Consider the following 25,557-nt stretch of genomic DNA (forward strand, 5'->3'; position numbering starts at 1 on the left):
GTCGCGGAACACCACCGGTACCGTCGGGTCAACTGCAGGGACAACCAGCCGATAAAGAGTTTTGGTGCAGTCGTTCGTAGGCGGCCGTATGACAGAGTACACCGTCGAATTCGTCGGGACGGGCGAGACCATCACTTGCTCGGAGAAAGAAACCATTCTCAGTCGTTGTCTCGAAGAGGGAATCGCCCAGGAGTACTCCTGCCGCGTCGGGATGTGTCTGGCCTGCTCGGCGGAGATTCTCGATGGCGAGGTCACCCAACCGGCCGCCCGTGGGTTCACCGAAGCCGAAGCCGAACGCTACGCGCTTACCTGTATGGCTCGCCCACAGTCGGATCTCAAACTCGAGCGTGGGAAGTATCCCCCGAGCATCGACGCCGACCTCGAGGCGAGTGGGGAGACGGGCGCGACGGCCGACGACTGACCGCGGACGAAGACTCGAGGTCGGGGAGGCGAACGCGATTACGCGATGCCGTGAAAACAGCGTACCAGTAGTGTGCGATTACTCGACGAAGTCGATATCGTCGGCCATCTCGGGCTGGACGGCCTCGCCCTCGGGGCGGCCGTAGATCTGTGGCGACTGGACGCCCGTGACGACGATCATCGTGCGCATACTGCCCTCTAAGGTCTCGTCGATCGAGGTACCCCAGATGATGCGGGCGTCGGGATCGATGCGATCGTAGATCTCTTCGACGACGCCTTCGGCCTCTTCGATGGACATATCGTTGCCACCGGTGACGTTGACGAGCGCGGAGTTCGCACCGGAGATGTCGACGTCGAGCAGCGGCGAGCGAAGGGCAGTCTTGACGGAGTCTTCGGCTTTCGCTTCCGAATCGGACTCACCGAGACCGATCATCGCGACGCCGCCACGTTCCATAACGGTTCGGACGTCGGCGAAGTCTAAGTTGACGAGGCCGGGTTTCGTGATCAGTTCCGTGATGCCTTTGACCGAGCGCATCAGCACCTCGTCCGAGACTTTGAACGCCTGGCGGACGGGCAGTTTGCCGACCGAATCGAGCAGCCGGTCGTTCGGGACGACGATGACGGTATCCGAAACGTCGCGCAGACGCTCGAGCCCGGCTTCGGCGTTCGTCCGGCGGACCTCACCTTCTGCAGTAAACGGCGTCGTGACGATCGAGATCGTCAGTGCGCCGGCCTCGCGGGCGGCCTTGGCGACGACGGGGGCCGAGCCGGTGCCGGTGCCACCACCCAGTCCGGCGGTGACGAAGACCATGTCCGAGCCATCGATGGCGTCGTAGATGTCCTGTTGGCTCTCGAGCGCGGCTTCCTCGCCGACCTGTGGGAGCGAACCGGCGCCTCGCCCGCCCGTTTTCTCCTCGCCCATCAGGATCTTGGTGTCGGCGTCGATCTCGACGAGGTGCTGGACGTCGGTGTTCGCAGCGACGAGTTTCGCACCGTGAATACCCTGCTCGAACATCCGGTTGATCGTGTTACCACCTGCACCGCCACAGCCGACGACCGTGATGTCGGTCTGGAGGTCCTGAAGAACGTCTTCCAGTTCGTCGTCGGTCATCGTCCCCGACGGACGGCTACCCGAAGACTCGTCAGGTGCCTGGCCGGAGGGTGCCTCGGGCGGCTCCCCCTCCTCGGCCTCGTCGATGGCGTCGTCGATGAGTGAGTCCATTCTTGGCCGTCCCTATACGACGAAGCGTAATTACCTTTCCCCTGTACGTCAGCCAGGTGTCTGACAGGTTATTATTTTGTTACCTGACAGAGAGATATGATCAATCGACTGAGCGACGAAACCGAGTAAGTACCTCCTAAAGTAAGGTATCTTACTATTCAGATCTCGAACCGATGTGTACGACGCGTTCGAACCCGATCCGGATCGATTCGGGTTCCGTCGACGGTAACCGGTTCGCCGTCTGCGAGCGTGCCGAACTTCGGCCCCTCCGGAACGCCAGCCTCGCGGGCCAACGTGGGATCGAACGCCATCTTCTCAGCAACGACGGCATCGGCCTCGAGAACGACCGCCTCGTACGTTCGCTCGAGCAGCGCAGCCAGTGTCGCCACGAGGTCGTCGTAGGCATCCCCAGCGGGGTCAGGAAACGCCGCCTGCGAGCCGATCCGACTCCCGCCGTTGTCGGTCTCGAAAGCAACGCTCGAGGCGGCGACGGCTGCCCTGACGGCTTCGGGGTCGATTCCCTCGGCGGTTCCGATCAGGTCGGTCGGCAGGTCACAGACCGTGACGGACCGATCCATCCGCTCGCCGAAACGAACGCCGTCGTCGACGTCTCCGAGGGTTGATTCGACGAGGTCGACGAGGTCGAGCGGCCGGTCGCCGACCGTCCGAAGCCATGTCTCGCTGACGACCCGATAGCCCAGTTCGTCGAGCGTCGCTTCGAGCACTGGCCACTCGCCGTCGATGACCGCCAGTTCGGTACCGCTCGCCTCGAACAGCGCCTCGAGCAGGCGCTCGTGAGCGCCAGGGTGATCGAGCGACTCGAGGCCCCAGTCGGCAGCGATGTGCCCCACCGCCCACGGCGTCTCCCGGACGATTCGCTCGAACCGGGGTGCGTAGTGATTGCCGCCGAAGCCGACGACCGCCCGCTCGCGGTGGGGCGAGACGTCCCGAAGCTCGAGGATCGACCGGGCGACGGCTTCGGCACCCGCCGGGTCGTCCCACTGCTCGTCGTCGCTGCCCAGTTCCGCGAACAGCGACGGACAGCCGACGTCAGTCGGGCCGTGGTGGGTACACTCCATCCCGACGTCGTACGCCGCTGGAGCGTACTCGTCGAACGCGACGAGAAGCCGGGCAAGCGCGTTCGGGGCAGCCTCGGCGACGGCGTACGCCGCGCCGCCGAACTCCGCGGGGCCAACGTTGCCGGTGAAGTGGCCCGTCAGCAGCGGACCAGTATCACCGGAGTGTCTCGAGGCGAAGACCAACAGATCAGGATCGCAGTCGAACGCGGCGGCCGGTCGCTCGAGTTCGAGGTGAAACGGCTCGAACGACCGGAGTTCGACACCGTCGGCGCGGAAGTAGGTGCCGCCGCCGTCGGCGTCCGGACGCTCCGCGTCGACGCGTTCTTCCCAGTCGAGCAGCGTCCGCAGGTGCTCACAGACGTGGACCGACGCGCGGTCCGCGCGGCTCTCGACGATCGCCAGCTCGGTCATACCGGTCCTCGAGCGTCGGGTGCCGTTAAGCCGCCGGTTTCACTCGCCGGACACGGCGACGGTCGACGATCATCGTGGGTCGTGGGGCCGATCTCGCTGGGAGACGGATCCTGGCACACAGGGGTTTCAGGGGAAAAGCAGGTAGATGAAGACGGCGTATCCGACGAGAAGGGCCGCACCGTCGAGACGGCTCAGCCGTCGTCCGTGGCCCATCATCGCAACCAACACGACGGTGAAGACGACGAGGGCGGGAAGTTCGAATCGGAGCGTCGACGGTGAGATCGAGATCGGCGTGATCACGGCGACGATCCCGAGCACCGCAAGCACGTTGTAGATGTTCGAACCGACGACGTTTCCGATCGCAAATCCCGTCTCGCCACGGATCGCGCCGACGACCGACGCGGCGAGTTCGGGCAGTGATGTGCCGAGTGCCAGCACGGTGAGCCCGACGAACAGCTCCGAGAAGCCGAGTTCGAACAACAGCCCGCTCCCACCGGCGATAAGCCATCGCGAGCCGAGGACGAGTGCAATCAGTCCACCAAGGACGAACGAGACATCTCTCACATCGATGTCCCTGCCGCCGTCGGGGAGCTCTGCAGCCGGCACTGAGTCGACAGTGGCGGCGTAGACGAGATACGCCGTAAAGCCCGCGAGCACCAGCAAAAAGATCACTCCTTCGAGCTGACCGATCGTGCCGTCGAGCCCGAGTACAACCAGCAAGGCCGCGGCGAACACCATGAACGGGACGTGACGATACATGACCGTCTCGCTGATCGTCAACGGTCGGACGAGTGCTGCAAGCCCAAGGACCAGTCCGACGTTCGCGATGTTAGAGCCGAGTACCGTCCCGAGACCGATATCCGAAGAGACGTCGAGCGCACCGATAGTGGCGACGAACAACTCGGGAGCGGTCGTCGCGAACGCGATCACCGTCACGCCGACAGTCGCTGCCCGCAGGCCAACACCGAGTGCGAGCCGTCCGGCACCGGCGACGAGGAGTTCCGCACCGACGTACAGCGCGACGACACCGCCGACCAACAAGAAAAGAAAGAGCCCGGTCCCGGAGAGCATACGCTCGAGTACTCGAGAACGGTGTAAAAACGACTCGGGTACATGACAGCAGTCGCCTCGGTGTGACCGCGATGGGCAGTTGGCGCGTCGGTCGGCGGGTCGTCGAACGGAGAGGCCATTCAAGTGAACCCGCAAAATGCAGGTTCCGAAACCCCTATTCGATTCCTGACCTGAATGCGAGTAATGAGTCACCAGCTTCCGGACGTGCAGGCGACGTCGCCCGAGGTCACCGTCGGCCTCAGTCAGGTCGGCGTCACCGGTGTCGAAAAGCTCGTCAAGATCGCTCGCGAGGACAAACGCCCGCTCGTGTTTACCGCGGAGTTCGAGGTGTTCGTCGACCTCCCCGGCTGGCGAAAGGGTGCGGACATGAGCCGCAACATGGAGGTTATCGACGAGATTTTGGAGGACGCCACCCGTGAAGAGGCCTACCGCGTCGAGGAAGTCTGTGGCGACGCCGCCGAACGGCTGCTCGAGAAACACGATTACACTTCTCGAGCGGAGGTGTCGATGGCAGCAGAATTTATGCGCCGTGAAGAAACGCCAGCGACCGACCGCGAAACCCAGTTCACCGTCGACATCATCGCCTCGGCGACGGCGACCGACGAGGGAACCCGCGAAGAGATCGGTGCGACCGTGACCGGGATGACCGTCTGTCCCTGCTCACAGGGGATGTCGGCCTCGCGAGCGAAAGAGACGCTCGAGGATCTCGGCGTCGAAGAAGGAACGATTAGTGAGTTTCTCGATCGAGTCCCACAGCCCGGCCACTCCCAGCGCGGCCACGCGACGTTGACGATCGAGGCAAGCGGTGACCCCGACGTCGATCTAAACGATCTCATCGACGTCGCCCGCGACTCGATGAGCGCACGGATCTACAACCTCGCGAAACGCCCGGACGAAGACCACATGACCTTCGACGCCCACAGCGACGCGAAGTTCGTCGAAGACTGTGTACGATCGATGGCCGAAGGGGTCGTCTCCGAGTTCGGCCACCTCGAGGACGACGCCGTGATCACGATGAAACAGTCGAACGACGAGTCGATCCACCAGCACAACGCCCACGCCGAACGCGTCGTCGAGATGGCAACCTTACGCGAAGAGCTCAACGGCGACGCCTGATCGCCGAGACTCGGCATCGAATCGGGTACGACATCGAATCGGGTACGAGTACGAACGGAACGTTCCGATCAGTGGACTCTACCAGCGAAGTCAGAACTCGAGGGGGTCGGCTCCCTCCCACCGCGGGACGAACTCCTCGTGGACGCTCGCGGCGAACTCCGGATCTTTGAGATCGATCATACCGAAGGCATCGCCCGAAGAAAGCGGATTGGGAACCTGGATGCAGACCTCGACGCCGTCGATAATGTTGAACGAGCCCGTGACGGCGTCGTTCGTCCGGACGTCGAAGTCATCACGGGCCTGCAAGGAGTTGCGATAGCGTCGACCGACGTTCTCCGAGAGCGCGGGCACCATGTCACGAGTCATCAGGACGTCGACCGAAACGCCGCGCTCGAGTGCGTTCTCGAGTTGTTCGGTCACTTCCTCGCTAAGGGCCTGAACGTCCCGTTCCGGGATCGGATCGGCCGTCACCATCACGATATGATCGTCGGCGGCCGCGAGTCGCTCGAGGAGCAGGTCGACGGTCTCCTCGGGACCGACGGCGGCGGTCCAGAACTGCTCTTCGACCGGATCAGCCGCGTCGAGTTCGCTCGAGAGGTCGTCGACGATCGACTCGTACTGGTCGACTTGCTCCTCGAGTTCACGCTTCTTGTCCTCGAGGAGCCGGTCGAGTGCCGTGGCAGGTTCGACCGCGACGTACTTTTTCGGACGGCTCGCAGTCTGGCTGCGAACGAGATTGTGCTGTTCGATACTGTTGAGCACGTCGTAGATGCGGCCCATCGGGACGTCGCTCGCCCGCGACAACTCCTTGGCGGTTGTGGGTCCTGTATTCAGCAGCGCCCGGTAGGCTCGAGCTTCGTACTCGGAGAGACCGAGGTCCCTGAGACTGGCCATACACGAAGGAGGCGGCCGAAGTACCATAAACACTGGGGTAGTTTGCACCGTTGCCCGGTTTTCCCTTCAGGACCCAGACCTTACTCGAGGAGCGTTTGCAGCCGGTCGCTCAACTGTTCGGGAGTTTCAGCAGCGGCAGAGTCGTGCTCGCGGCGTTCGACGCGGGCCGTCCCGAACTCGAGGTCACCATCGGTCTCGGGAACGACGACCTTCTCGTGGTCGGCGAGCCGCCAGGCAGCCCGGTGGAGGTCCGAACCCGGTTCGTCGGCGACGCGGATCACGAGCGGCCCCTCGAGCAGCCGGGAAACGGCCGTCGCGTAGCGGGCAATCTGGACACCGAAGCGATCGCTCGCGCCGGCGTAGGCCTCGAGCGTTTTCTGGGCGCACGTCCGATACGTCTTCTCGCCCGTGAGCGCAGCGAGGTCGACCAACGCGTCGGCGAACGCGACGTTTGAATCGAGCGGGCGTAGCGGCCGTTCGAGCAGTCCGACGCCTTCGGTCGGCCCGTCGAGAAACGAGCCCCCGTCGCGGAGTCGATCGATCGTCGCGTCCGCAACCGCACACGCATCTGCGACAGCGTCCGGGTCGATCGTACTCGCGACGGTCGTCAGCGCAGCAAGGGTTCGCGCCTGGTTCGCGAGGAGACACGTCGAACCGTCGGCCTCGAGCGACCCGTCCAGATCGTGGGCGACGACGCCGTCCACGATCAGCTCCGTCCGGAGCGTCTCGAGGGCGCGTTCGGCGTACCGACGGGCGCGCTCGTCGTCGGTGTACGCGTAGTAGGTGAGCAGCCCCTCGATCGCGAGAGCGTTCGGTCCGGCGAAGACGCCGTCGTCGACCGGCGGCTCATCAGCCAGCGCACGGTCGGTCACGTCGATCCCGTGGGCTGCGGGCTCGCCGGGTGCCTGACTGTTGGCGAAGGCGTCGACCTCGTCGTTCCAGAGGGTCGTCGTCAGGTACTCGATCGTCCGCTCGGCCGGTTCGCGGTACGCGTCGTCACCGGTATGGAGGTAGGCGTTCGCGAACGCTCGTACGAGCGCACCGTTCGAGTCGAGCAGTTTCTCGTGTTGTAGCCCAGACCAGTCGGGTTCGGCCGCGAACCGATAGAAGCCGCCGTCGTACTCGTCGAATACGTTCGCGCTCACGGCATCGAACGAACGCAGTGCCATCTCCCGGTCGCGTTTGAGCGCGAACTCGAGGGCGTCGGGCAGGGGGAACTTCGGGCCGCCACCCCAGCCGCCGGCGACCTCGTCGTAGCTTTCGGTGAGCTGACCGAGCATCGCCGCCTCGATATCCGGGCTCAACTCGCCAGCCGGTGGCTCACCCTCGCGAAGCGGACGGGGAACCCGGGCCGCGCCGCTACCGTTGGTCTGCCACATCGTCCGAACGCTGTCGACCACCTGACGCATTCCATCGGGGCCAAGATAGCCCGCGCCCGTAAGGACGTTCCCGTCAGGTGCCAGAAAAACCGTGGATGGAAAACCGCCCATATTGTACCGGTCCCTGACACGGGGCCGGCGGTCTACGTCGACGCGGACGGGAACGAAGCTGTCGTTGACGTTCGCTGCGATCCGCGGATCGGCGTACGTCTCCGCATCCATCTCGTGGCAGTGGTCACACCACGTCGCCGTCAGCGAGAGCAAGACGGGGACGTCCGCCGCCGCAGCCTCGTCGAACGCCGCCTGCCCCCACTCCCGCCACTCGACGCGCGTTGGATCGTCCATATCGGGTGGTAGCGAGTCGCGAGGGTAAGCCCTTCGTTCCCCACACTCGAACCGAGCCGCGCCGAACGTGCCGAACGTGCCGAGACGGGCGAGGAGTGATCCAGGACGAGCACGCCGTTCTCGCACTCGAGACGAGAGTAAAGCGTTTTCACTCTCGGTCGGCAATAGCGTGGTATGCTCCGGTGGATCTTCGCGCTGTTGTTCATCCCCTTTCTCGATGCCCTGTTGCTGGCCATCGTCGTCAGCCAGGTCGACGTCATCGGCTGGGTCGGGATGGTCCTACTCGTCGTCCTCACCGGCCTGATCGGCATGTTGCTGGTTCGGGCGGAAGGACGGCGAACCCTCCGGAAGATGCAACGGACGCTAGCTAAGGGCGAGGCCCCGACGAACGAACTGCTCGACGGTGGCTTGCTGATCGCCGCCGGAGCGTTCTTGCTCACCCCCGGACTGGTGACCGACGCCATCGGCTTCCTGCTCGTCGTCCCGCTGACGCGCATCCCGATCCGGGCTGGCCTCAAACGCTACGTCATCGTCCCCTACGCGGACCAGAAGGCCGACGGCTTCGTCAGCGGTACCGTCTGGACCTACGGTTTCCCCGACGACGCCGGGACCCCCGGACCAGGGACCGACTCGAGCGCTGGCGGAACGTACGACCTCGGCACCGACGCCTACAGCGTCGACAGCGACGGACGGACGACGTACACGGTCGACCTCGGCGACGAACGAACGACAGACCGCTCGAGCGAGGACGACTCCGACGCCGACCCCGGCGCTCGCTAGGGGTTCTCATTGTTCCGGCGGAAAGAAACGCTTAAACGTTCCACCCGGCAACGATAGGATGCAGTCGCGGGCCAATAGCTCAATCAGGTTGAGCGCCACTCTGATAAGGTGGAGGCTCTCGGTTCAAATCCGAGTTGGCCCATAATTTTGCTGCGAACGACTCCGTGAGCAGCAAATTCTGTATCCAACTCGGGTTTGAGTTACGGAAGACGCACGCTCACGAACGGAGCGAGTGAGACCGTCTGCAGGTGGTTCAAATCCGAGTTGGCCCATATTCTGGTGGCGAACAATTTCGCGAGACATCAGTGTGGAGTCGAAGAAGACAGCTGAATTGCTCTCTGGGAGGGCCATCTACAACACGGATGGCGACACGTACAGTTCAAAAGAGCTCATCCAGTCGCTTTTTTAGCGCATCGATTCACCTGGGTTTTTGTGCTGGCAGAGCAGTTCAAGGGGTATGGCAATAGACACGAACGATGCCAATCACGCTGCCGATGCCTCTACTGGCAAAGCAGGTGTCGACTATCCAGTAAGCAGTAGCGATCGGACGTGGGCGATCATCGCCCACGCGTCGGCATTTATTGGGCTTATTATCCCTCGGGGAACAGTATAGCCCCGCTCATCATCTGGACTATCAAAAAAGACGAAAGCAGGTTCGTCGACGAAAATGGAAAGCAGGCAGTGAACTTCCAGATTACGTGGACCGTTCTGCTGGCCATTGCAGCGCTGTCGATGCTCGTCTTGATCGGACTGTTGCTCCTCCCGCTCCTGGCGCTTGCGTGGTTCGCTCTGATCATCATCGCAATACTCAGAGCCAGCAACGATCGGGTGTACGACTACCCGCTCACGCTCGATCTGATCTCCTGAGACTCGAGCGGGCGTCGGCGTCAGTAATCGCCGAGGACGCCGAGACGTCTCGCCCGACGCGTTGCATACTGGAAGACGACGAATCCGAACGTGAGATAGCCTGCTGCAACGCCGACCAGCACCGCGAGTTCGAGCGGCGTGAATTCCCAGAGTCGGCTGCCGTCGACCATCGCACGCTGGAGGAGCGCACTCCCGTGGGCGAGCGGCAGCAGTTGCATCCAGCCGAGGTCGAACGCCGGAGCTGAGATCAACACGATGAAGCCGAACTGGAGGAGGTTGAGCCAGTTCCCGATCTGTTTGTAGAGCACCGTGATTCCGCCAGCGGCGAGCCCGAGCCCGAGTACGGAGACGATGCTGAGCGTCGCAACGACGAAGATCGTCAGGAGATGAAGCTGGAGCGTTGACCCGGTGAGTAGGATCATCACAGCCAGGATTATCGCCGACGTGAGAAACGTCCGAACGATCTTCGCGACGCCTTTCAACAGCGCCACGGGAGCAAAGCCGAACGGCGTCATCACGTGGCGCTCGAGGGTCCCCCACTGGACCTCACTCGAGATGTCGTTCGAGATCGAAGAGTACGCGCCCACCGAAAGCGTCCACAGGAAGTAGCCGACGATGATGCCCTCGATCGAGTCGGTGAGTGCCTGGCCGGCGACCATCTGGCCGCCGTAAAAGAGCACGCCGAAGAAGAACAGCGAGATGACGATGCCGCCGATGGCGTTCGCCGGATAGCGAACGAATATCAAATACTCTCGATAGAGGACGGCCCGTGCAAGGTGGGAGTAACCGGCCTTTCGTGGAGCACTGCTCGAGTCGGGATACCGGGAACTCATCGATTCCCCCGGTCGGCCGTCGTCAGGTCGACGAACACGTCCTCGAGGTCGGGTTCGACCGTCCGTATACGATCGAGTGAGACGTCGTGGGTACGGAGTTCGTCAAGCAACTCGTAGAGCCCGTCGCTGTCGGTCGTTACTTCGAGCTGATAGCCACGATCACGAGCGTCGGCGCTGCTCGTCTCGAACTGGCTCTGGACCGTCGAAACGAGCTCGGCATCGAGATCGGCACTCGTGATCTGGATGCAGTGTAACCCAGCTCCAGCGAGGAGCGACTCGACGGTGTCGTCTGCAATGATCTGGCCCTCGGAGACGATGAGGACCCGATCGCAGACTGCCTCGACGACGTCCATATTGTGACTGCTGAGGATGACCGTCAACTCCTCGGTTTCGACCAGTCGCCGCAACTCGGTCTGCAGCGTTCGCGAACTTTCGACGTCCAACCCAAGCGTTGGCTCGTCGAGGAAGACGACCTCGGCTCCCCCGGCGAGAACGCTCGCCAACGACACTTTCTGTTTCATGCCACGCGAAAGATCGCGGACGGGAACGTCGGCTTTCTCCGCCAGGCCTAACTGCTCGAGGAGCCGATCGTGACGGTCACGTACCGAATTCGGGTCGACACCGCTGATCGTCGCGAAGTATCGAAGGTTCTCACGCACAGTCAGTCGCCAGTAGTCGTTTCGCGCTCCCTCGAGCATCGCGTCGACGGAGGCGTAGGCCTCGCGAGGGCGGTCGTAGACGTCGATGCCACGGATCTCGACGGTCCCGTCGTCTGGAAGGACCATGCCGAGAATCGATTTGATGAGGGTCGTTTTGCCGGCGCCGTTCGGACCCAGCAAGCCGACGATCGAGCCGGGTTCGACCTCGAAGGTGACGTCGTCGACGGCGGTGATCGCATCTGCGCCGTCGCCGAATCGCTTGCTCAGTCCGGTCACAGATACGGCCGCATCACGGCCCCGCGCTGAGGAGCCGTCGCTGGCCGTGACGCTCGAGACAGGGCTGCGCTCGGGTCGAACGGTCGCGTTCTCCGAACATGACAGGTGAGCGTCCGCCGACAGCAGCGGCCCCTTGCTCGGGTCGATGGCGGCTCTGTCGCGTGTGACGTCTCGTCGGCCAGGGGTCACCGAACCGAGTCCGTGGATCGATCGGAACGAACGTACCCACCCTCTGACAGCCTCTGTTACCCCTCGGACGATCACGATACCGTCTGTAGCCCTCCGAGCTACAAAAACGCGAGGCCGACGGGGCGCGTCGCTCGAGAACGGTCGTCCCTTGCGGAGGATGACATTGCGGGGCGGAGCTATCGTGGAGATTCACCGCATTACTCAGAGAACCGCCGAAGTCACCCACGTTCTGACAGTGTGGAGACGCCCTCGCTCGAGCGTGTGGTCGTTGCTGGTCACCGTCGAGTTCGAGGGCCAACCGCTTGCCGTCGATGACCCACAGCGCAGCAGCCTTCGGGCGTCCAGTTCCGTTCACTGTCACTGCTCGCCGTCTCCGCTACGGGATCGCTAGTCGACGATGCCCGGTCCTTACCCGAAAAACGACTCGTGGACGGCACAGCCAGCTTCCTCGAGTACAGGCCCATCGACCGTCGTCTCGCCGCCAGCCCGGTCGATGATCTCCGAACACGGGACGTCGATTACGCCGCCACCGCGCAGGTCGTTCAGCGTGCTGCCGGCGACGCTGAACACGACCCGACCGAGTCCGGCGTAGTGGATCGCACTCGCACACATCGGACACGGCTCGGTACTCGTATACATCGTCACGTCAGTACGTTCGTCGGCCTCGAGTTCTTGACCCGCCCACCGGGCGAGTTTACACTCCGGATGCGCAGCGAGGTCGTCGTCGGTCACTGTCGTGTTCTCAGCCGTTCTGAGGACCGTCCCGTCACGAACGAGCAACGAGCCGAACGGCGTATTCCCGTTCTCGACTGCTCGCTCAGCGAGGTCGATCGCCTGTCGGATGTACTGCTCGTCTACTGATGCTGTCACAGTGAGACGTCGTCGCCAGGGGTGATATACTCCGTCGGTGCTCGTCGAGCGGTCCACTCGGGATCGATTGTCAGTTCGTGCGGTGGTGTCGACCGAGACACCGAGGACGAAAACCCCGACCGGGCGGCGTCGTCCGACTCGATCCTGTAGCTCAATTCTCACGAATTCCCGACCGAAAGCGGCTGAGGAAGCTGTTTAGAAAGTTCTATACTGACGGAGTCGAATACTATCGTAGAATGAAGGCGCTGAAACTCGACATGGTCCAGTACGACTGTCCGTACATCCGGACCACGCGAACCCACAACGTCGCCTTCCGCACCCAGCACTGGGATTTCAACCAGGCCGACCGCACCCTCGAGACGCGACTGCTCGCCATCGGTGAGACGCCCACGGAGTTACACGGCGCTCTCGAGACGCTCGAGGGACACGAGATGCTTCGGGGCTATGAGCTGCTGTCACGAAAGCAAAACACCGCACTCCTTCGATCGCGGATCGACGAAACCGACGCCATGCAGACGATTCGTCGAAACGACGGCTACGTAACCGGTCCGTTCGTGATCCGAAACGGAAGCGAGATCTGGAACGTCGGCTTCGATCGACCGATGAAAGCCGACGATGCCCTCTCGGAACTCGATGGGTCGAACGAGTTTACCGTCCAGGGAGACGACTCGATTCAGATCGACGACTTCTTCGACATCCTCCAGAACGTCGAATCTCTGGGTGCAATGCTTCGGGCGCTCCAGAACCTCACGGACAGGGAGCGAGAAACGCTCGAGATCGCCGTCGAAAAGGGCTACTTCTCGACGCCGCGAGGAACGACGCTGGACGGCGTCGCCGAGGAGTTCGACATCTCGAAGATGGGGGCGTCGAAGAACCTCCGTCGAAGCCAGCGGAAGGTCCTTCGGCAGGTGGTTCAGGTCATGAACGACGTCGAAGCCCAGATGGAGTTACAGGAAGAGGCAGCCGATTCGCAGTGGACGGAGAAGTGAGCGCCGCCGGAGTTAGCGGATAACGCCGCGCGGGTCGATCTCCTCGCGAAGCAGTCGAAGCTGTTCGTCGGTCGGTTCGGGGCTGTGCTCGTAGTCACTCACGTCGATCTCGAAGCCGCTTTCTGCGTTGATCGTCGCCTCCTCGACGCCCGGGTGTAAGAACTCGAGTGTCAGCTTGCAGTCGTCGTCGAAGCCGTAGACGCCGTACTGGGTGATGACGTGGCTCGGCCCGGTGTCGGCGGGCAGGCCTGCCGCCTCACGTGCACCTGGGCCCTCGAGATAGCCCGGTGTGGTCAGGAAGTCGAGTTCCTCGACGAAGCTCGTCTCGTCCTGGCGCATCGCGACGATCGTCTCGTTGGCGAGCGAGCCGATGTCGTTCGCGCCACCGCTGCCGGGGAACCGAACGGTCGGGCGCTCCCAGTCGCCGATGACCGTCGAGTTCAGATTGCCGTGGCGGTCGATCTGTGCCGCACCGAGGAAGCCGTAGTCGACGAAACCGGCGCTCATGTAGGACATGACGTCGTGCATCCCGGCGGCTTTCACGCCGCGGTGGAAGGTTCGCTCGTCGCCGACCGAGATCGGCAGTTCGGGCGCATCGGGGCCGATGCCGCCGGCCTCATAGATCATCGTCGCGTCGGGCGCGTGGGTCTTCTGGGCCAACATCGCCGCGAGCATCGGCATCCCCGTCCCGACGATGATCGTGCTCTCGTCTTCGATGAGTGTCGAGGCAACGGTCGTCAGCAGTTCCGTCGACGTGTATTCCTCGCTCATGTGCGCTCACCTCCTTCGGGACCGCCCGTCTCCGGGCGCTCGTAGTTCTCGATCGCCTCGAGATCGGCCAGACGCTCCTCGCCGCCGACGACCTCCAGGTACTCCTCGAAGTCCTCGGTCCCGGTGACGTACCGTTCGAGGTACTCCTCGAGGCCCTCCTCGGTCTCCGTTAGCTCCATCCACTCCTCGAGGTGGGCTTCGTCGAAGTAGTACTGATAGGGCATCTCACCGGGATGGCTCCCATAGGGGGCCTCGACGACGGCGTCGACGAGGAAGTAGGGGATTTCGACCTCCTTCGGTCGCGCGCGGAGTTCGTCGCTGTCGACGATCTCCTCGGCGGTAATGATCAGTCGTTTAGCCGCAGCCGCCAGCTCGGGGTCCTCGACGCTGATGCCGTCGATGACGGCGTTGCCGTACTTATCCGCTTTCGAGACGTGGATGCAGACGGCGTCGGGGTAACAGGCGGGAACGAGCGTGATCGGCTCGCCAGTCCAGGGGTCCTCGACGATATTCGCCGAACTCTTCTCGAAAGTCTCCGTCCCGGCGAGAATCCGGCTGGGGATGAACGGGACGCCCATCTTCGCGGCGAGGAATCGCCACTGGAGCGTCGCGTTACTCGCTTCGGCGACGACCTCGACGTCACCCTCCTCGACCCGGCGACGACCTGCAGGGGCGAGCCCGCGGGTCTCGTGGGCGAAACAGTAGGCCGCCTCGACTTTCGAGACCGCACCCGCCGCGATCAGCAGGTCGGCGTCGAAGACGGTGGTCTTCCCGGAGAGCGTCAGGTCCTCGATGCCCTGTCTGACGATCTCGTGGAGGATCGGTGTCGAGATGCGGACGTGGCCGAAGCCGCCACTCGCCAGTAAGTCGCCGTCGTCGACGAAGCGCTCGACGGCCTCCCTCGCAGTCATCCGCTTGTCCTCGAACGCTCGCGAACGGTGCTCACGGTTCCAGGCTCTCACGTCGTCGGGGTGTTCCCAACCGACGAGTTCGCCCTCCCCTTCGTCGATGACGTTCATTCGTCGGTCACCTCCTGTCCGTCGACCGGCGTAAATCCGACGAATCGCTCGGCATCCGTCCCGGACTCGAGCACCGTCGGCTCGACCTCGAGTCCGGTCTCGACTGCCTCGGGGTCGATGCCGGTGACCTGGCCGGTCAACGTCACGGGACCGAACGACGCGAGCGCGACGACGTACGGGGCGTCTTCCCCGAAGTCGGGGTGAGGCACACGGATGACCGTCTTCGAATCGACCGTTCCCGTCCGAGCGAGTGGCACGCGCTCGAGGTCGGCATCTCCCGTCACGAGCGGCGGGATGGTTGCCTCGCCGTCGGTTCGGAGGTAGTAGCCGTCACCTTCCTCGAGTGCATCGAGCCAGCTGTCGTAGTCCGCCTGCAGAACGCGTTCGACGCTCATGAGTCGACCTCCAGCACGTGAACAGCAGCCGTCGCGACCGTGCCACCGGCGTTGTGGGTGACGCCCACCTCCGCATCGGCGACTGCATCGGCGTTGGGATGCGTACCCGCGAGCAGTTTCGTTAGCTCGACGAGCTGGCCAACGCCCGTCGCAACGGGGTGGCCCTTCGCTTTCAGTCCGCCCGAGAGGTTGACCGGACGCTCGCCGTCGGCGGTCGTCTCGCCGTCAGCGGCCGCCGTGATCGCCTCGCCGGGCTCGTAGAATCCAAGCGCCTCGAGAGCGAGGACTTCGGCGATGGTAAAGCAGTCGTGGACCTCGGCGACGTCGACGTCTTCGGGAGCGATGCCAGCCTGGTCGTAGGCCGCATCGGCCGCCGACTCGGCCGCCCGCATTCGGGTGACGTCCTCGCGCGCTTGCAAGGCCAGGGTGTCGGTCCCGCGTCCGGAACCCGCGATCGAGACCGCAGCCTCGAGGTCGTTTCGCTCGGCGTACGCACGGGAAACCAAGACGGCGGCAGCGGCCCCGTCGGTGATCGGACAGGCATCGAGCAGTCCCAGCGGGTCAGCAACGGTCGGAGCCTCGAGGACGTCCGCGACGTCGATTTCGCTCTGGAACTGCGCCTTCGGGTTCGTCGCCGCGTTCGCGTGATTTTTCACGGCGATGTGAGCGAGCGCGTCACGTGAGCCGCCGAAGCGATCCATGTAGGCGTCAGCGAGCAACGCATACGCACCGGGGAACGTCAGGCCGGGACGCCCCTCGTGGAGTTCATCCGCCGCACGGGCGAGCGCCGCGGTCGTCTCTCCGGTCTCGAGATTCGTCATCCGCTCTGCGCCGCCAACGAGGACGACGTCCGCTGCGCCGCTTTCGATCGCACGAACGCCGTCGGCGATCGCGTAGCCACCGGAGGCACACGCGTTCTCGATCCGCGTGGCCTCGAGGTTGGTCGTGCCGATCCCGGCGGCCATCAGCGGGGCCTGGTGACTCTGTTCTTCGGCCGTCTCGCCCATGTAGTTGCCATAGTAGAGGGCGTCGACGTCCGAACCCGAGACGCCGCTCGCCTCGAGCGCGCTCGAGCGCGCCTCGGCGAACAGCTCTCGGCCGGTCCGACCGGCGTGTTCGCCGAAGTCGGTCGCGCCAACACCGGCTATCAGTGTCTCTGCCATTGCTAGTACGGACGGCTGCTATCGCCCAAAAGCGCCGGGTTGATATGTATACCTCTTCGCCGGGCGAACCCGCCGTCGGACACCGAAACGGAGCAACCGCCGTCAGTCGTCGCGGGCCGCGGCTCTATCGCTCGGAGAGCGACCCCGGCGTCCACGAGCTATCGAACGTATCGTGGACGAACGGTTTCCCATCGGCACCGGCGTACGTCCCGACGACCTGCCCGTCGCCCTCGAGATAGTACTGGTACGTGGTGAGCCCCTCGAGGCCAACGGGCCCGCGGGCGTGGATCTTTCCGGTGCTGATGCCGACCTCGGCACCGAGTCCGTAGCGGTAGCCGTCGGCGAACCGAGTCGAGGCGTTATGAAAGACACTGGCCGAGTCGAGACTCCGCATGAACCGCCCGGCTCGGTCGGCGTCGTCGGTCACGATGGCGTCCGTGTGTTTCGAGCCGTACGTCGTTATGTGGCGAGTCGCTTCCGCGAGCGAGTCGACGATCTTGATGGCGAGCACGAGGTCGCCGTACTCGGTCTCCCAGTCGGCTTCGTCCGCCGTCTCCATCGGGACGATCGCTCTCGAGGCGTCGTCGCCTCGCAGTTCGACGCCGGCGTCCTCGTACTGGGTCGCGATTTCGGGCAGGAACTCCTCAGCGACAGCCTCGTGGACGAGCAGCGTCTCGACGGCGTTACACACCGCGGGATACTGCACCTTCGCATCGTAAGCGATGTCGGTCGCCATCGAGAGATCGGCGTCGCTGTCGACGTAGACGTGACAGACGCCCTCCGTGTGGCCGAGCACGGGGATGCTCGTGTTGTCCTGGATGTAGCTCACGAACGCCGAACTGCCCCGCGGCATGACGAGGTCGATCTCGTCGTCCATCTCGAGGACGGTGTCGACGTCGGCTCGCGCCTCGATGAGCTGGGCCCATCCGTCGGGGACGTCGGCCGTCGCCTCACGGATCAACTCGAAGAGGACGCGATTCGAGTGACTCGCCTCGCTGCCACCTTTGAGGATCACCGCGTTCCCCGATCGGAGACAGAGCGACGCGATCTGGACGAGCGCGTCGGGTCTGGACTCGAAGATCGTCCCGACGACGCCGATGGGGACGGTACACTTGTACAGTTCTAACCCATCGTCGAGTTCCCGAGCCGTCTGCGTTTTTCCGAGCGGATCCTCCTGGGCGGCGACGCTCCGAACCATCGCCGCGATACTCTCGAGTTTCGACGGCGAGAGCCGAAGCCGGTCGACGAGTGCCTGGCTGTACTCCCCCGCCTCGAGGAGCTGTTCGGCCTCGCGAACGTCTTTCTCGTTGGCCGAGAGGATCGCGTCGTGGTTCGCGTCGATCGCCTCGGCGATCGACTCCAGTGCGTCCGATCGCGTCTCGTCGGACGTCCCTGCGATCTCGAGTGCAGCCGTCTGTGCCTCCTCTACTTTCGTTTCGGTCGTTTTCTCAGTCATCGTCATCTCCGTTGATGGGGACGAATAGGGTCCCGACCGCTTCTTTGGCGGTGATCTTGGCCAGGACGTCGTCTTCGGTCGACTCGGCGATAATGGCCGGGATGCCGTGTTCACTTGCCGAGCGGGCACCAGCCACCTTCGTCTGGATGCCGCCGAAGGCGTCCCTCGAGCTCTCGGTAACTACCTCCTGAACCGTCGTATAGTTACTCCCGACGGCCTCGATGCGCTCGGCCGATGGGTCGCGCTTTGGGTTCCCGGTGTAGACGCCGCCGACGTCGGTGAGCGTAACCAACAGATCGGCATCGATACCGATCGCGACCGACGACGACAGCATGTCGTTGTCACCGATGCGAAGCTCTTCGGTCGCAACGGCGTCGTTCTCGTTGATGATCGGGACGATGTCCCACTCGAGGAGCGTCTCGACCGTGTTCGTAAAGTTGGTAAACCGGTCCGGGTTCTCGAGGTCGTGTCCCGTGAGCAGGATCTGGGCGACGGTCTGGTCGAACCGCTCGAATCCCTCGGTGTACCGTCGCATGAGCTGTGATTGCCCGACCGTCGACAGCGCCTGTGATTCCTCGACCGTCTCGTCCGTCAACCCAATTAGCCCCTTTCCGGCTCCGACGGCCCCGGACGAGACGAGGAGGACCTGCTTTCCCGCCTGGCGAAGGTCCATCACGTCCTCGACGAGTTTATTCACCTTCTCGTCGTCGAGCCTCGAGCGGTCGTCGGTCAACGAATTCGTGCCCGCCTTGACGACGACCAGTTCGGCGTCCACTGCGAGCTGTCGGGCATCGTCGATAACCGCTGGCTCGACGGCATCGGTGAGATCGGCCGCCTCACTCATGCTCGACTCCCCGTGCCAGCTCTTCTGAGCGGCGTTCTGCGGCGGCGACCGCGGCCATCAGCGCCTCGTCGGCCGTACTCTCTCGAAGGACACCCATTCCCTCGATGGTCGTTCCCTTCGGAGAGCAGACGTCGTCGATGAGGTCGTCGATGGACGCATCCGACTGAAGGACGGTCTCGGCGGCACCCTTGAACGTCTGTGCGGCGAGAACTGTCGCATCGTCGCGGCTCAATCCGCCGTCGACGCCCGCCTGAATCATCGCACCGATGAAATAGTAGACGAATGCGGGGCCGCTCCCGTTGACTGCGGTGGAAACGTGCATCTCCGTCTCGTCGATTTCGACGAACACGCCGACGTCCTCGAGCAGGTCGGCGACCTCGTCGGTGAGCGTCTCGGCGCTTACAGCCGCTGCCATATCCCCCGTCGCGGCCGCGAGGTTCGGCATGAGCCGAACGACGTCCGCGTCCGTCCGCGCTTCGAGCACCGTCGTCGGAACGCCCGCAGCGATAGAGATCAGCGTCTGATCCGACGACAGGTCGAGATCCTCGACGATGGCGGCGGTGAGGTCCGGCTTGACGACGACGAAGACGATCGGCGACTCGGCGGCAGTCGCGAGGTCAGTCGTGGTCGTTTCACAGTGGACTTCGATCTCGTCGAGTACCTGTTGATCAACGTCGCAGGCCGTGATCGTGTGGGTTCCAGTTCTCGAGAGTCCTCGCACGAGGGCACTCCCCATGTTTCCACATCCGATAACGCTGACGTGTCCCATTCTGTCCACCGATGGGCGCGTGAGACACAAAGCGGCTCTGGTTTCGAGGGCAGCCGCTCTCCTCGAGCGTCGGGCCGGGACCATGTACGTGAGGAACCGGCGATCGAGCGACAGAGACTGTCTGTGGCTATCCGATACGGGAGTGAGTGGCCAGAGAGAAGGTGGCTAACAGGGGGTCAGATCTTCAGGAAGAGGACGATCAGGTTGATCACCACCATCGCGACGAAGCCGACGAGCCAGAGTTCCATATCATCACCTCCGTTAGAGTTTGAAGATGGGTTCGACGTGGTCTGGAACGTTCTCGCCGCTGGCACCGTCTGTCACGTATGAGACGAAGATCGTCACGGAGATCGAGACGGCGATCGCGATGAAGTAGAAGTCCATCCCGATCGGGAACGCATACCCCAGTTGCGTCGCGGCCAACAGTGTGACGTTGAGCAAGAGGGCAGAGGCGAGACCGGCGGTGACGCCCTCGCGGCTCGCACCCTTCCAGAGCAAGCCGACGACGACCGCCGGAATCGTCCCGCTGACGAACGTCCCCCAGCCGAAGGTTCCGAGAATGGCGACGAGGTGTCCACCGTAGAGGCCGAAAAGCACCGAGCCGACACCGACGACGAGCACCGCAGCCCGGCCGAGCCAGGTCTCGCGTTTCTCGGAGAACTCCCAGCCCATCGCCCGCACGAAGTCACGGGCGATCGCACCGGAGGCCACCGACAGGAAGAACGCGGCGGTGGACATGATCGCGGCGACCAGGCTCGCGTAGATGAGCATCTGGAGACCGATGTGGAGCCGTTCGACGAACTCGAAGGCCGCCATGTCGGGATCCGTAAGCGGCTCGATGGTCCCTGCCGCAACCATGTAGAGTGCAACGAAACCGATGAGCAACCAGAGGAGGCTCCCGACGGCGTAGGTGACGCCACTGACGAGACCGACGGTTCGCAGGCCCTTCGGATCGTCGATCGAGAACATCCGCTGGAGGACCTGTGGCTGGCCCATAACACCGATACTGAAGACGATGGGCCAGATCAAGAGCAGGCCGGGTGCCGAGCTTTCTGCGAGCCCCCAGCCGTCGAGCATTTCGGGAGTGAACGCTTTCGTCACGTCCTCACCGGTGAGTTCGCCAGCCTCGACGACCGTCATGGTCGTGTTCTCCATTCCACCAGCGATCTGGAAGAAGCCGACGATGACACCGACGACGCCGACCAGCATCACCGCGCCAGTGTACGCTCCCGCGAGCTGGGCGGAAGCCATGCCGCCGACGGCGACGTAGACGATGATCAGGCCGAAGACGGTCCAGACGGCGGCTTCCATCGAGATGCCGAGGATCACCGAGAGGACGTAGCCACCGCCTGCGACCTGCGACGCGAGATACGCCCAGCAGGCGATAAAGAGGATCAACGCGAGCATCCCGCGGATCGCACCGCTGTTAAAGCGCTCGTCGGCGATGTCACCGAGCGTCCCGATGTCGGCGACGTCGGCCATCCCGCGGACGCGCTTGCCGATGATCCAGTAGGCCATCGCGAAGCCCAGCCCGCTGGCGAAAGTCATCCACAACGAGGAAGTCCCCATCTCGTAGACGAGTCCGGGGCCGCCGATAAATCCGAACGCGCTCATGATTCCTGACATACTCGCCAGGGTAATCACCGCCGCACCGAACATCTTCGTCGCACCGTAGAACTCGTCCGAGGAGTCGATCAACCGCTTGCTGTAGAGACCGACGCCGAACACCGAGAGAATAAACAGGGCAACGAAGCCCGGAACGAGCAGATCGATCATCAGTTACGCACCTCCGCTGATTCGGCCGTTTCCTGGGCGTCAGCTTCGGCGTTAACTCGTTCGACCTCCTCGAGGAACCGGTCCCACTCGCCTTCCGGCAAGAAGTGCTTGCGGAAGTAGATGCCGTAGGCCAGCGTGACCGTCATGAATCCGCCGACCCAGTACAGCCAGTAGGCGGCAGCGAACGACGGGTGCATCCCGGTAATCAGGAACTCCGGCGAGCCGCTGAAGGCGTTCGCGTAGTACTCGATCAGGACGTACGCTGACAGCTGGAAGACCGTCCAGATCCCCAGCGGATAGACGAGCAGTTTCGTCGAGATCGTTCCGTTCGAACTCGCGCCGATGACGAACCACGGGTGAAAGAGAAACACCGATAGCAACAACGCCGGGAACCACTGCCCCACCAGGGCAAGCCCGAGAACGACAGCCCAGAGGACCCCGCTCGCGAGCATCAGCTCCGAGGTCCTGCTCTCGACGTCGATCTCACCGTTCAACATCGCCCCGCCCTCCGGGGAACCGATTCGCCCCGCTCGAGTCGCCGCCGTGTTTCGGTTGTTCGGGTCATGTCTATCACTCGTAGGTGTTGACGAAGCCGCCGTCCCACAGCAGGTCATCGCCGTTGAGATGTTTGCCGTGCCGGGAAAGACCGAACGCGAACAGGTTTCCGGCTTCGACGGGCTCCATCATCTCCGAAGCCCGTGCCTGCCCGAGCATCACGTCCTCGACGACCGCTCGCTCGGAGATTTCTCGTTCCCTGGCCGTATCAGCGATCTGGTCCAACACGAGCGGCGTCTTGACGTAGCCCGTACTGACCGAGAACGCCCGAATGTCGCCCTTTCCTTCCGCTGCGGTCGATTTGGTGAGCCCGCGAAGGCCGAATTTCATCGTGTTGTACGCGACCTTATCGCGGGTCACGTAGTGGCCGTGGACCGAGGCCATGTTGGCGATCGCACCGACGCCGTCGTCCGACTCCCGAATGTGCGGGAGCGCCAGTCGTGTCAGATACATCGGCGCACGGAGCATCACCCGGTAGATCAGGTCGAACGTCTCCATCGGGAACGACTCGATCGGCGAGATGTACTGCATCCCAGCGATATTCGCGACGTATCGGAGCTGTCCGGCGTCGGCAGCCGTCTCGACTAACGCCTCGATCTCGGCGTCGTCGGTCAGGTCACAGCCGACCGGCTCGAGACGACCTTCGATCTCGAGTTCCTCGCCTTTCTCGACGGTCTCGGAGAGGCCGTCCTCGTCGACGTCGGTCGCGACCGTCGTCAGGCCGTTAGCCGCCAGGACGAGCGCCGTCGCTCGACCGATACCCGAGGCCGCGCCGGTTACGATCGCGACGTTCTCCGGAGAGAACCGTGGATCGTCGAGTTGGTGGATCGCCTCAGCGGTGATCTCGGGCGGTTCGATACTACTGTGAGTGTCGGATTCTTCGCTCATCTAAATAGAGAGAGGGACGGGACGCCGGTCAAACGGGAGGTTGATATGTAACCACCGCCGCCGGTGACAATGGCTCACTGACCGCGTGGTCCCTCGAGGTCGGCACCGGAGACGACGCTCGCAGGTCCCACCGCGAGCGGACTGCGGCCGGCGTTCAACGTATGCACCAGTAGTCTTATTCGGACGATTTCGTATTACCTCAACATGGGTCGGCCACAAAACGCTCCACTATCGGGTCGACGAAGGGTTCTCCAGGCCAGTGGTGCCACCTTGGCTACTGCATTGGCTGGCTGTGTCGCTCGAGGAGACGACGACGACGCGGACGGAGAGAGACTCGATGGCGAGCCTGGTGACGGTCCACCGCCGGACCACGTCGAGATCACCGACCACGATCTCAGCCGGGCGCACATACGAGCCACGTGCACCTTCGAAGCCGGGCCAGGCGACAGGGAGAACAAGGTCCAGCGCAACATCGTCACTGGCACCGTCGCGAACGCCTCGGCAACACCGCTCGAGCGCGTCGTCGTCGACGCGACAGTCTACGACGAGTCAGAGACGAAACTGGGCACGTACTCAGATCAGACCGACACCCTCGATTCGATGGCCATCTGGGAGTTCGAGATTCTGGTTTTCGAGGAGGCCGACGATATCGAGACCTACGACGTCGAACTCGAGACGCTCGACTGGTAGGCGACGGACACCGGTAGGACGTGAACGTTCGCGACCGACACTACTCGCCGATATGGGGTGCTGAACGGCGTGTCTGGCACAACTGCGATACGGACCTCTAGGTACCGTTTCCGGCACAACCGTCACTCAGACAGTCCTACCGCGCGACGGAATCTAGTCGGTCGTCACGACCCCTCGTTGGCGTTCGAACGCCTGTCGTACGTCCTCGAGAGTTTCGTACGCCGACAGCGCCAGCCCGAGCTTGATCCGTGCCTTCCACGGCGGTAGATCACCAGCTGGGATCGTCCCGTGGTCCCGGAGCGTCCGGCTACCGCCAGGGCCGCCGTAGCGCGCCGAGACGGCACCGTCGTAACAGCGCGTGGCGACGACGACCGGGATACCTGCGTCGATGGCATCGGCGACGGCGTCGCCGAGTTCGGGCGTCGTGTTCCCGATACCGCTGGCCGCAAGGACGAGTCCGTCGACACCGTCCGCGACGGCGCGCTCGAGTTGTCGGTCGTCGACGGCCAGCCCACTGGGGAGTATTTCGACCCGAGCCGTCGTCTCGACGGCCGGGAGCGAGACCGACTCACTGTGTGGCTCACGCCGAAGCGCTACTCCGTCGGCCGTGACCTCGGCGACGGGGCCCGCGTCGGGTGAGGCGTAGCCCTCCGGTCGCCCCGCCCGAGCTTTCGTCACCCACCGAGCCGCATGAACGAGATCGCCGAAGGCAACGTAGGCACCGTCCGTGAATCGGTCGTCGGCCGCCACGCGAACCGCCTGCAAGAGGTTCGCTGGCCCGTCCGCGCTCGGCGCGTCGGCGGGTCGCTGCGCACCGGTGAACACGATCGGCACCGGCGCGTCGACCACCAGATCGAGGTAGTACGCCGATTCCTCCATCGTGTCGGTACCGTGGGTGACGACGACGCCGTCGACGCCGTCGTCAGCTGCCCGGTCGACGGCGGCTGCGAGCGACGCGATATCTGAAAACGAGAGGTGAAAACTCAGTTGATCACAGACAGACTCGACGTCGACGGTCGCAACGGCCTCGAGTTCGGGAACGGCAGCGACGAGGTCGTCACCGGCTTTCGAGGGCGTCGCCCCCTGTGGTCCAGCCGTCGACGCGATCGTTCCACCGGTGCTGAGCACGCGAACGTGTGGCATATACTGGAGATACGACTCGAACTACTTCGTTCGTCCGTCTCGGCCGGAACCCCGAACGTCCGCTTCGACACCAACACAGGGACCGGAGCGGGGCCTAGAGCGCGCGTTCCATCTCGTACTCGCCTCGGTCACGCAAGGTGATCTCGAATCCGGCCGACCGGTAGAGGTTCATCGCGATCCGGTTCGATCGTGAGACGGAAAGCCAGACGTGGGACAACCCGTTCGCCTGACCGAGACCGAGCAGGCACCGAATAAGCTGGGTTCCGATACCGGCTGCCTGGTACGCCGGACGGACGAAAATGGCGAGCTCAGACGTTTCGTCGTACGGAATCAACACGGCGTGGCCGACCACCGTCTCTCCGTGTCGGGCGACGACGTTCAGGCCGTCTTGGAGGAGGTCGTCAACCCAGGTTCGGACGCGGTGTTCCTGTCTGGGCGGGACCCCCTGTGAGCGTGAGTCGGTGTCGAAGTGACCGTACATCTCTACCAGTGGCGCAGCACCACCGGTATACTCGCGTACGGTTACGTGACGCTCCTCACGATCGACGAACGATTTCGATGGACGTGGAAGCTGTGGCCGCGAATCGGTGCCAGAGGCCATATCCCTAGTTGGACCACAGTGGGCCTAAGGATACCTCGCGTTCCCGGTTGCTGGGACTGATCCGCTACGGCAACAGACTGGTAGCTG

The 25,557-nt window shown here is 63.5% G+C and carries 26 protein-coding genes and 1 tRNA gene; 7 read left to right on the forward strand and 20 right to left on the reverse strand.

The window, feature by feature from the left end:
- The first annotated feature begins 88 nt into the window (after positions 1–88).
- A complete protein-coding gene (locus tag AArc1_RS15985) occupies positions 89–421 on the forward strand; it encodes a 2Fe-2S iron-sulfur cluster-binding protein (protein ID WP_117365311.1) in 333 nt (110 codons plus the stop codon).
- Between the two features lie 78 nt (positions 422–499).
- On the opposite strand, the gene ftsZ is transcribed toward AArc1_RS15985, so the two are convergent.
- The 3 genes from ftsZ to AArc1_RS16000 form a co-directional block, all read right to left on the reverse strand.
- A complete protein-coding gene (ftsZ, locus tag AArc1_RS15990) occupies positions 500–1,642 on the reverse strand; it encodes a cell division protein FtsZ (protein WP_117365312.1) in 1,143 nt (380 codons plus the stop codon).
- A gap of 158 nt (positions 1,643–1,800) precedes the next feature.
- Positions 1,801–3,132 carry a D-aminoacyl-tRNA deacylase gene (locus AArc1_RS15995; RefSeq protein WP_117365313.1) on the reverse strand — a complete coding sequence of 444 codons (1,332 nt, stop codon included), beginning with the start codon at positions 3,130–3,132 and terminating at the stop codon, positions 1,801–1,803.
- Positions 3,133–3,258: 126 nt separating this feature from the next.
- On the reverse strand, positions 3,259–4,203 hold the full coding sequence (locus AArc1_RS16000; RefSeq protein ID WP_117365314.1) for a calcium/sodium antiporter: 945 nt from the start codon (positions 4,201–4,203) through the stop codon (positions 3,259–3,261).
- A gap of 183 nt (positions 4,204–4,386) precedes the next feature.
- On the opposite strand from AArc1_RS16000, the gene mptA reads away from it, so the two are divergent.
- Complete coding sequence (mptA, locus tag AArc1_RS16005) at positions 4,387–5,319, forward strand: GTP cyclohydrolase MptA (RefSeq protein ID WP_117365315.1); 933 nt, start codon at positions 4,387–4,389, stop codon at positions 5,317–5,319.
- 90 nt (positions 5,320–5,409) lie between these two features.
- Here the strand turns inward: mptA and AArc1_RS16010 are convergent, their stop codons facing one another.
- Together AArc1_RS16010 and AArc1_RS16015 are read right to left on the reverse strand one after the other, a co-directional pair.
- Entirely contained in the window at positions 5,410–6,213 is an 804-nt protein-coding gene (locus AArc1_RS16010) for a TrmB family transcriptional regulator (RefSeq protein ID WP_117365316.1), read from the reverse strand.
- A gap of 80 nt (positions 6,214–6,293) precedes the next feature.
- Positions 6,294–7,937, reverse strand: coding sequence for a DUF255 domain-containing protein (locus AArc1_RS16015; protein ID WP_117365317.1), 1,644 nt, complete (start codon positions 7,935–7,937; stop codon positions 6,294–6,296).
- 174 nt (positions 7,938–8,111) lie between these two features.
- Between AArc1_RS16015 and AArc1_RS16020 the strand changes: the two genes are divergently transcribed.
- From AArc1_RS16020 to AArc1_RS16030, 3 genes are all read left to right on the forward strand, one after another.
- The gene (locus AArc1_RS16020) at positions 8,112–8,717 is read left to right on the forward strand and encodes an FxsA family protein (RefSeq protein ID WP_117365318.1); all 606 of its coding nucleotides are present in this window, start codon (positions 8,112–8,114) and stop codon (positions 8,715–8,717) included.
- 68 nt (positions 8,718–8,785) lie between these two features.
- Positions 8,786–8,859, forward strand: a tRNA-Ile gene (locus AArc1_RS16025).
- Between the two features lie 407 nt (positions 8,860–9,266).
- Positions 9,267–9,584 carry a DUF4870 domain-containing protein gene (locus tag AArc1_RS16030; RefSeq protein ID WP_117365319.1) on the forward strand — a complete coding sequence of 106 codons (318 nt, stop codon included), beginning with the start codon at positions 9,267–9,269 and terminating at the stop codon, positions 9,582–9,584.
- Positions 9,585–9,604: 20 nt separating this feature from the next.
- Here AArc1_RS16030 and AArc1_RS16035 read toward each other — a convergent pair whose 3' ends face one another.
- The 3 genes from AArc1_RS16035 to AArc1_RS16045 form a co-directional block, all read right to left on the reverse strand.
- Complete coding sequence (locus tag AArc1_RS16035; protein ID WP_117365320.1) at positions 9,605–10,417, reverse strand: ABC transporter permease; 813 nt, start codon at positions 10,415–10,417, stop codon at positions 9,605–9,607.
- Positions 10,414–11,541 carry an ABC transporter ATP-binding protein gene (locus AArc1_RS16040; RefSeq protein WP_228442346.1) on the reverse strand — a complete coding sequence of 376 codons (1,128 nt, stop codon included), beginning with the start codon at positions 11,539–11,541 and terminating at the stop codon, positions 10,414–10,416. The genes AArc1_RS16035 and AArc1_RS16040 overlap by 4 nt, the downstream gene beginning before the upstream one ends.
- A 408-nt stretch (positions 11,542–11,949) precedes the next feature.
- Positions 11,950–12,411 carry a nucleoside deaminase gene (locus tag AArc1_RS16045; RefSeq protein ID WP_117365321.1) on the reverse strand — a complete coding sequence of 154 codons (462 nt, stop codon included), beginning with the start codon at positions 12,409–12,411 and terminating at the stop codon, positions 11,950–11,952.
- 236 nt (positions 12,412–12,647) lie between these two features.
- Between AArc1_RS16045 and AArc1_RS16050 the strand changes: the two genes are divergently transcribed.
- Complete coding sequence (locus AArc1_RS16050; RefSeq protein WP_228442347.1) at positions 12,648–13,400, forward strand: helix-turn-helix domain-containing protein; 753 nt, start codon at positions 12,648–12,650, stop codon at positions 13,398–13,400.
- 12 nt (positions 13,401–13,412) lie between these two features.
- Here AArc1_RS16050 and AArc1_RS16055 read toward each other — a convergent pair whose 3' ends face one another.
- The 10 genes from AArc1_RS16055 to AArc1_RS16100 all read right to left on the reverse strand — a co-directional run bounded on the left by AArc1_RS16055 (position 13,413) and on the right by AArc1_RS16100 (position 23,036).
- Entirely contained in the window at positions 13,413–14,171 is a 759-nt protein-coding gene (locus AArc1_RS16055; protein WP_117365322.1) for a CoA-transferase subunit beta, read from the reverse strand.
- Positions 14,168–15,190, reverse strand: a complete 1,023-nt coding sequence (locus tag AArc1_RS16060; protein ID WP_117365323.1) for a CoA transferase subunit A — start codon at positions 15,188–15,190, stop codon at positions 14,168–14,170. The genes AArc1_RS16055 and AArc1_RS16060 overlap by 4 nt, the downstream gene beginning before the upstream one ends.
- Complete coding sequence (locus AArc1_RS16065; RefSeq protein WP_117365324.1) at positions 15,187–15,585, reverse strand: Zn-ribbon domain-containing OB-fold protein; 399 nt, start codon at positions 15,583–15,585, stop codon at positions 15,187–15,189. The genes AArc1_RS16060 and AArc1_RS16065 overlap by 4 nt, the downstream gene beginning before the upstream one ends.
- A complete protein-coding gene (locus tag AArc1_RS16070) occupies positions 15,582–16,748 on the reverse strand; it encodes a thiolase domain-containing protein (RefSeq protein WP_117365325.1) in 1,167 nt (388 codons plus the stop codon). Before AArc1_RS16070 ends, AArc1_RS16065 begins: the two co-directional genes overlap by 4 nt.
- A 124-nt stretch (positions 16,749–16,872) precedes the next feature.
- The gene (locus AArc1_RS16075; protein WP_117365933.1) at positions 16,873–18,204 is read right to left on the reverse strand and encodes a glutamate-5-semialdehyde dehydrogenase; all 1,332 of its coding nucleotides are present in this window, start codon (positions 18,202–18,204) and stop codon (positions 16,873–16,875) included.
- Positions 18,197–19,048: a glutamate 5-kinase gene (proB, locus tag AArc1_RS16080; protein ID WP_117365326.1), complete on the reverse strand. Its 852-nt coding sequence runs from the start codon at positions 19,046–19,048 to the stop codon at positions 18,197–18,199. The genes AArc1_RS16075 and proB overlap by 8 nt, the downstream gene beginning before the upstream one ends.
- Positions 19,041–19,784: a pyrroline-5-carboxylate reductase gene (gene proC / locus AArc1_RS16085; protein WP_394341225.1), complete on the reverse strand. Its 744-nt coding sequence runs from the start codon at positions 19,782–19,784 to the stop codon at positions 19,041–19,043. Before proC ends, proB begins: the two co-directional genes overlap by 8 nt.
- 294 nt (positions 19,785–20,078) lie before the next feature.
- Complete coding sequence (locus AArc1_RS16090; RefSeq protein ID WP_117365327.1) at positions 20,079–21,593, reverse strand: sodium:solute symporter family protein; 1,515 nt, start codon at positions 21,591–21,593, stop codon at positions 20,079–20,081.
- Positions 21,593–22,090 (reverse strand): hypothetical protein, encoded by a 498-nt coding sequence (locus AArc1_RS16095; RefSeq protein WP_117365328.1) that lies wholly within the window; start codon positions 22,088–22,090, stop codon positions 21,593–21,595. Before AArc1_RS16095 ends, AArc1_RS16090 begins: the two co-directional genes overlap by 1 nt.
- Positions 22,091–22,163: 73 nt before the next feature.
- Positions 22,164–23,036, reverse strand: a complete 873-nt coding sequence (locus tag AArc1_RS16100; protein WP_117365329.1) for an SDR family NAD(P)-dependent oxidoreductase — start codon at positions 23,034–23,036, stop codon at positions 22,164–22,166.
- Positions 23,037–23,306: 270 nt separating this feature from the next.
- Here AArc1_RS16100 and AArc1_RS16105 point away from each other — a divergent pair, with 270 nt between their 5' ends.
- Positions 23,307–23,726, forward strand: a complete 420-nt coding sequence (locus AArc1_RS16105) for an FxLYD domain-containing protein (RefSeq protein ID WP_117365330.1) — start codon at positions 23,307–23,309, stop codon at positions 23,724–23,726.
- Positions 23,727–23,879: 153 nt separating this feature from the next.
- On the opposite strand, the gene AArc1_RS16110 is transcribed toward AArc1_RS16105, so the two are convergent.
- On the reverse strand, positions 23,880–24,869 hold the full coding sequence (locus AArc1_RS16110) for an asparaginase (RefSeq protein ID WP_117365331.1): 990 nt from the start codon (positions 24,867–24,869) through the stop codon (positions 23,880–23,882).
- A 94-nt stretch (positions 24,870–24,963) separates the two neighbouring features.
- Positions 24,964–25,470, reverse strand: a complete 507-nt coding sequence (locus AArc1_RS16115; protein WP_117365332.1) for a GNAT family N-acetyltransferase — start codon at positions 25,468–25,470, stop codon at positions 24,964–24,966.
- Positions 25,471–25,557 lie beyond the last annotated feature (87 nt).

This window comes from Natrarchaeobaculum sulfurireducens (assembly GCF_003430825.1).
GTDB lineage: Archaea > Halobacteriota > Halobacteria > Halobacteriales > Natrialbaceae > Natrarchaeobaculum > Natrarchaeobaculum sulfurireducens.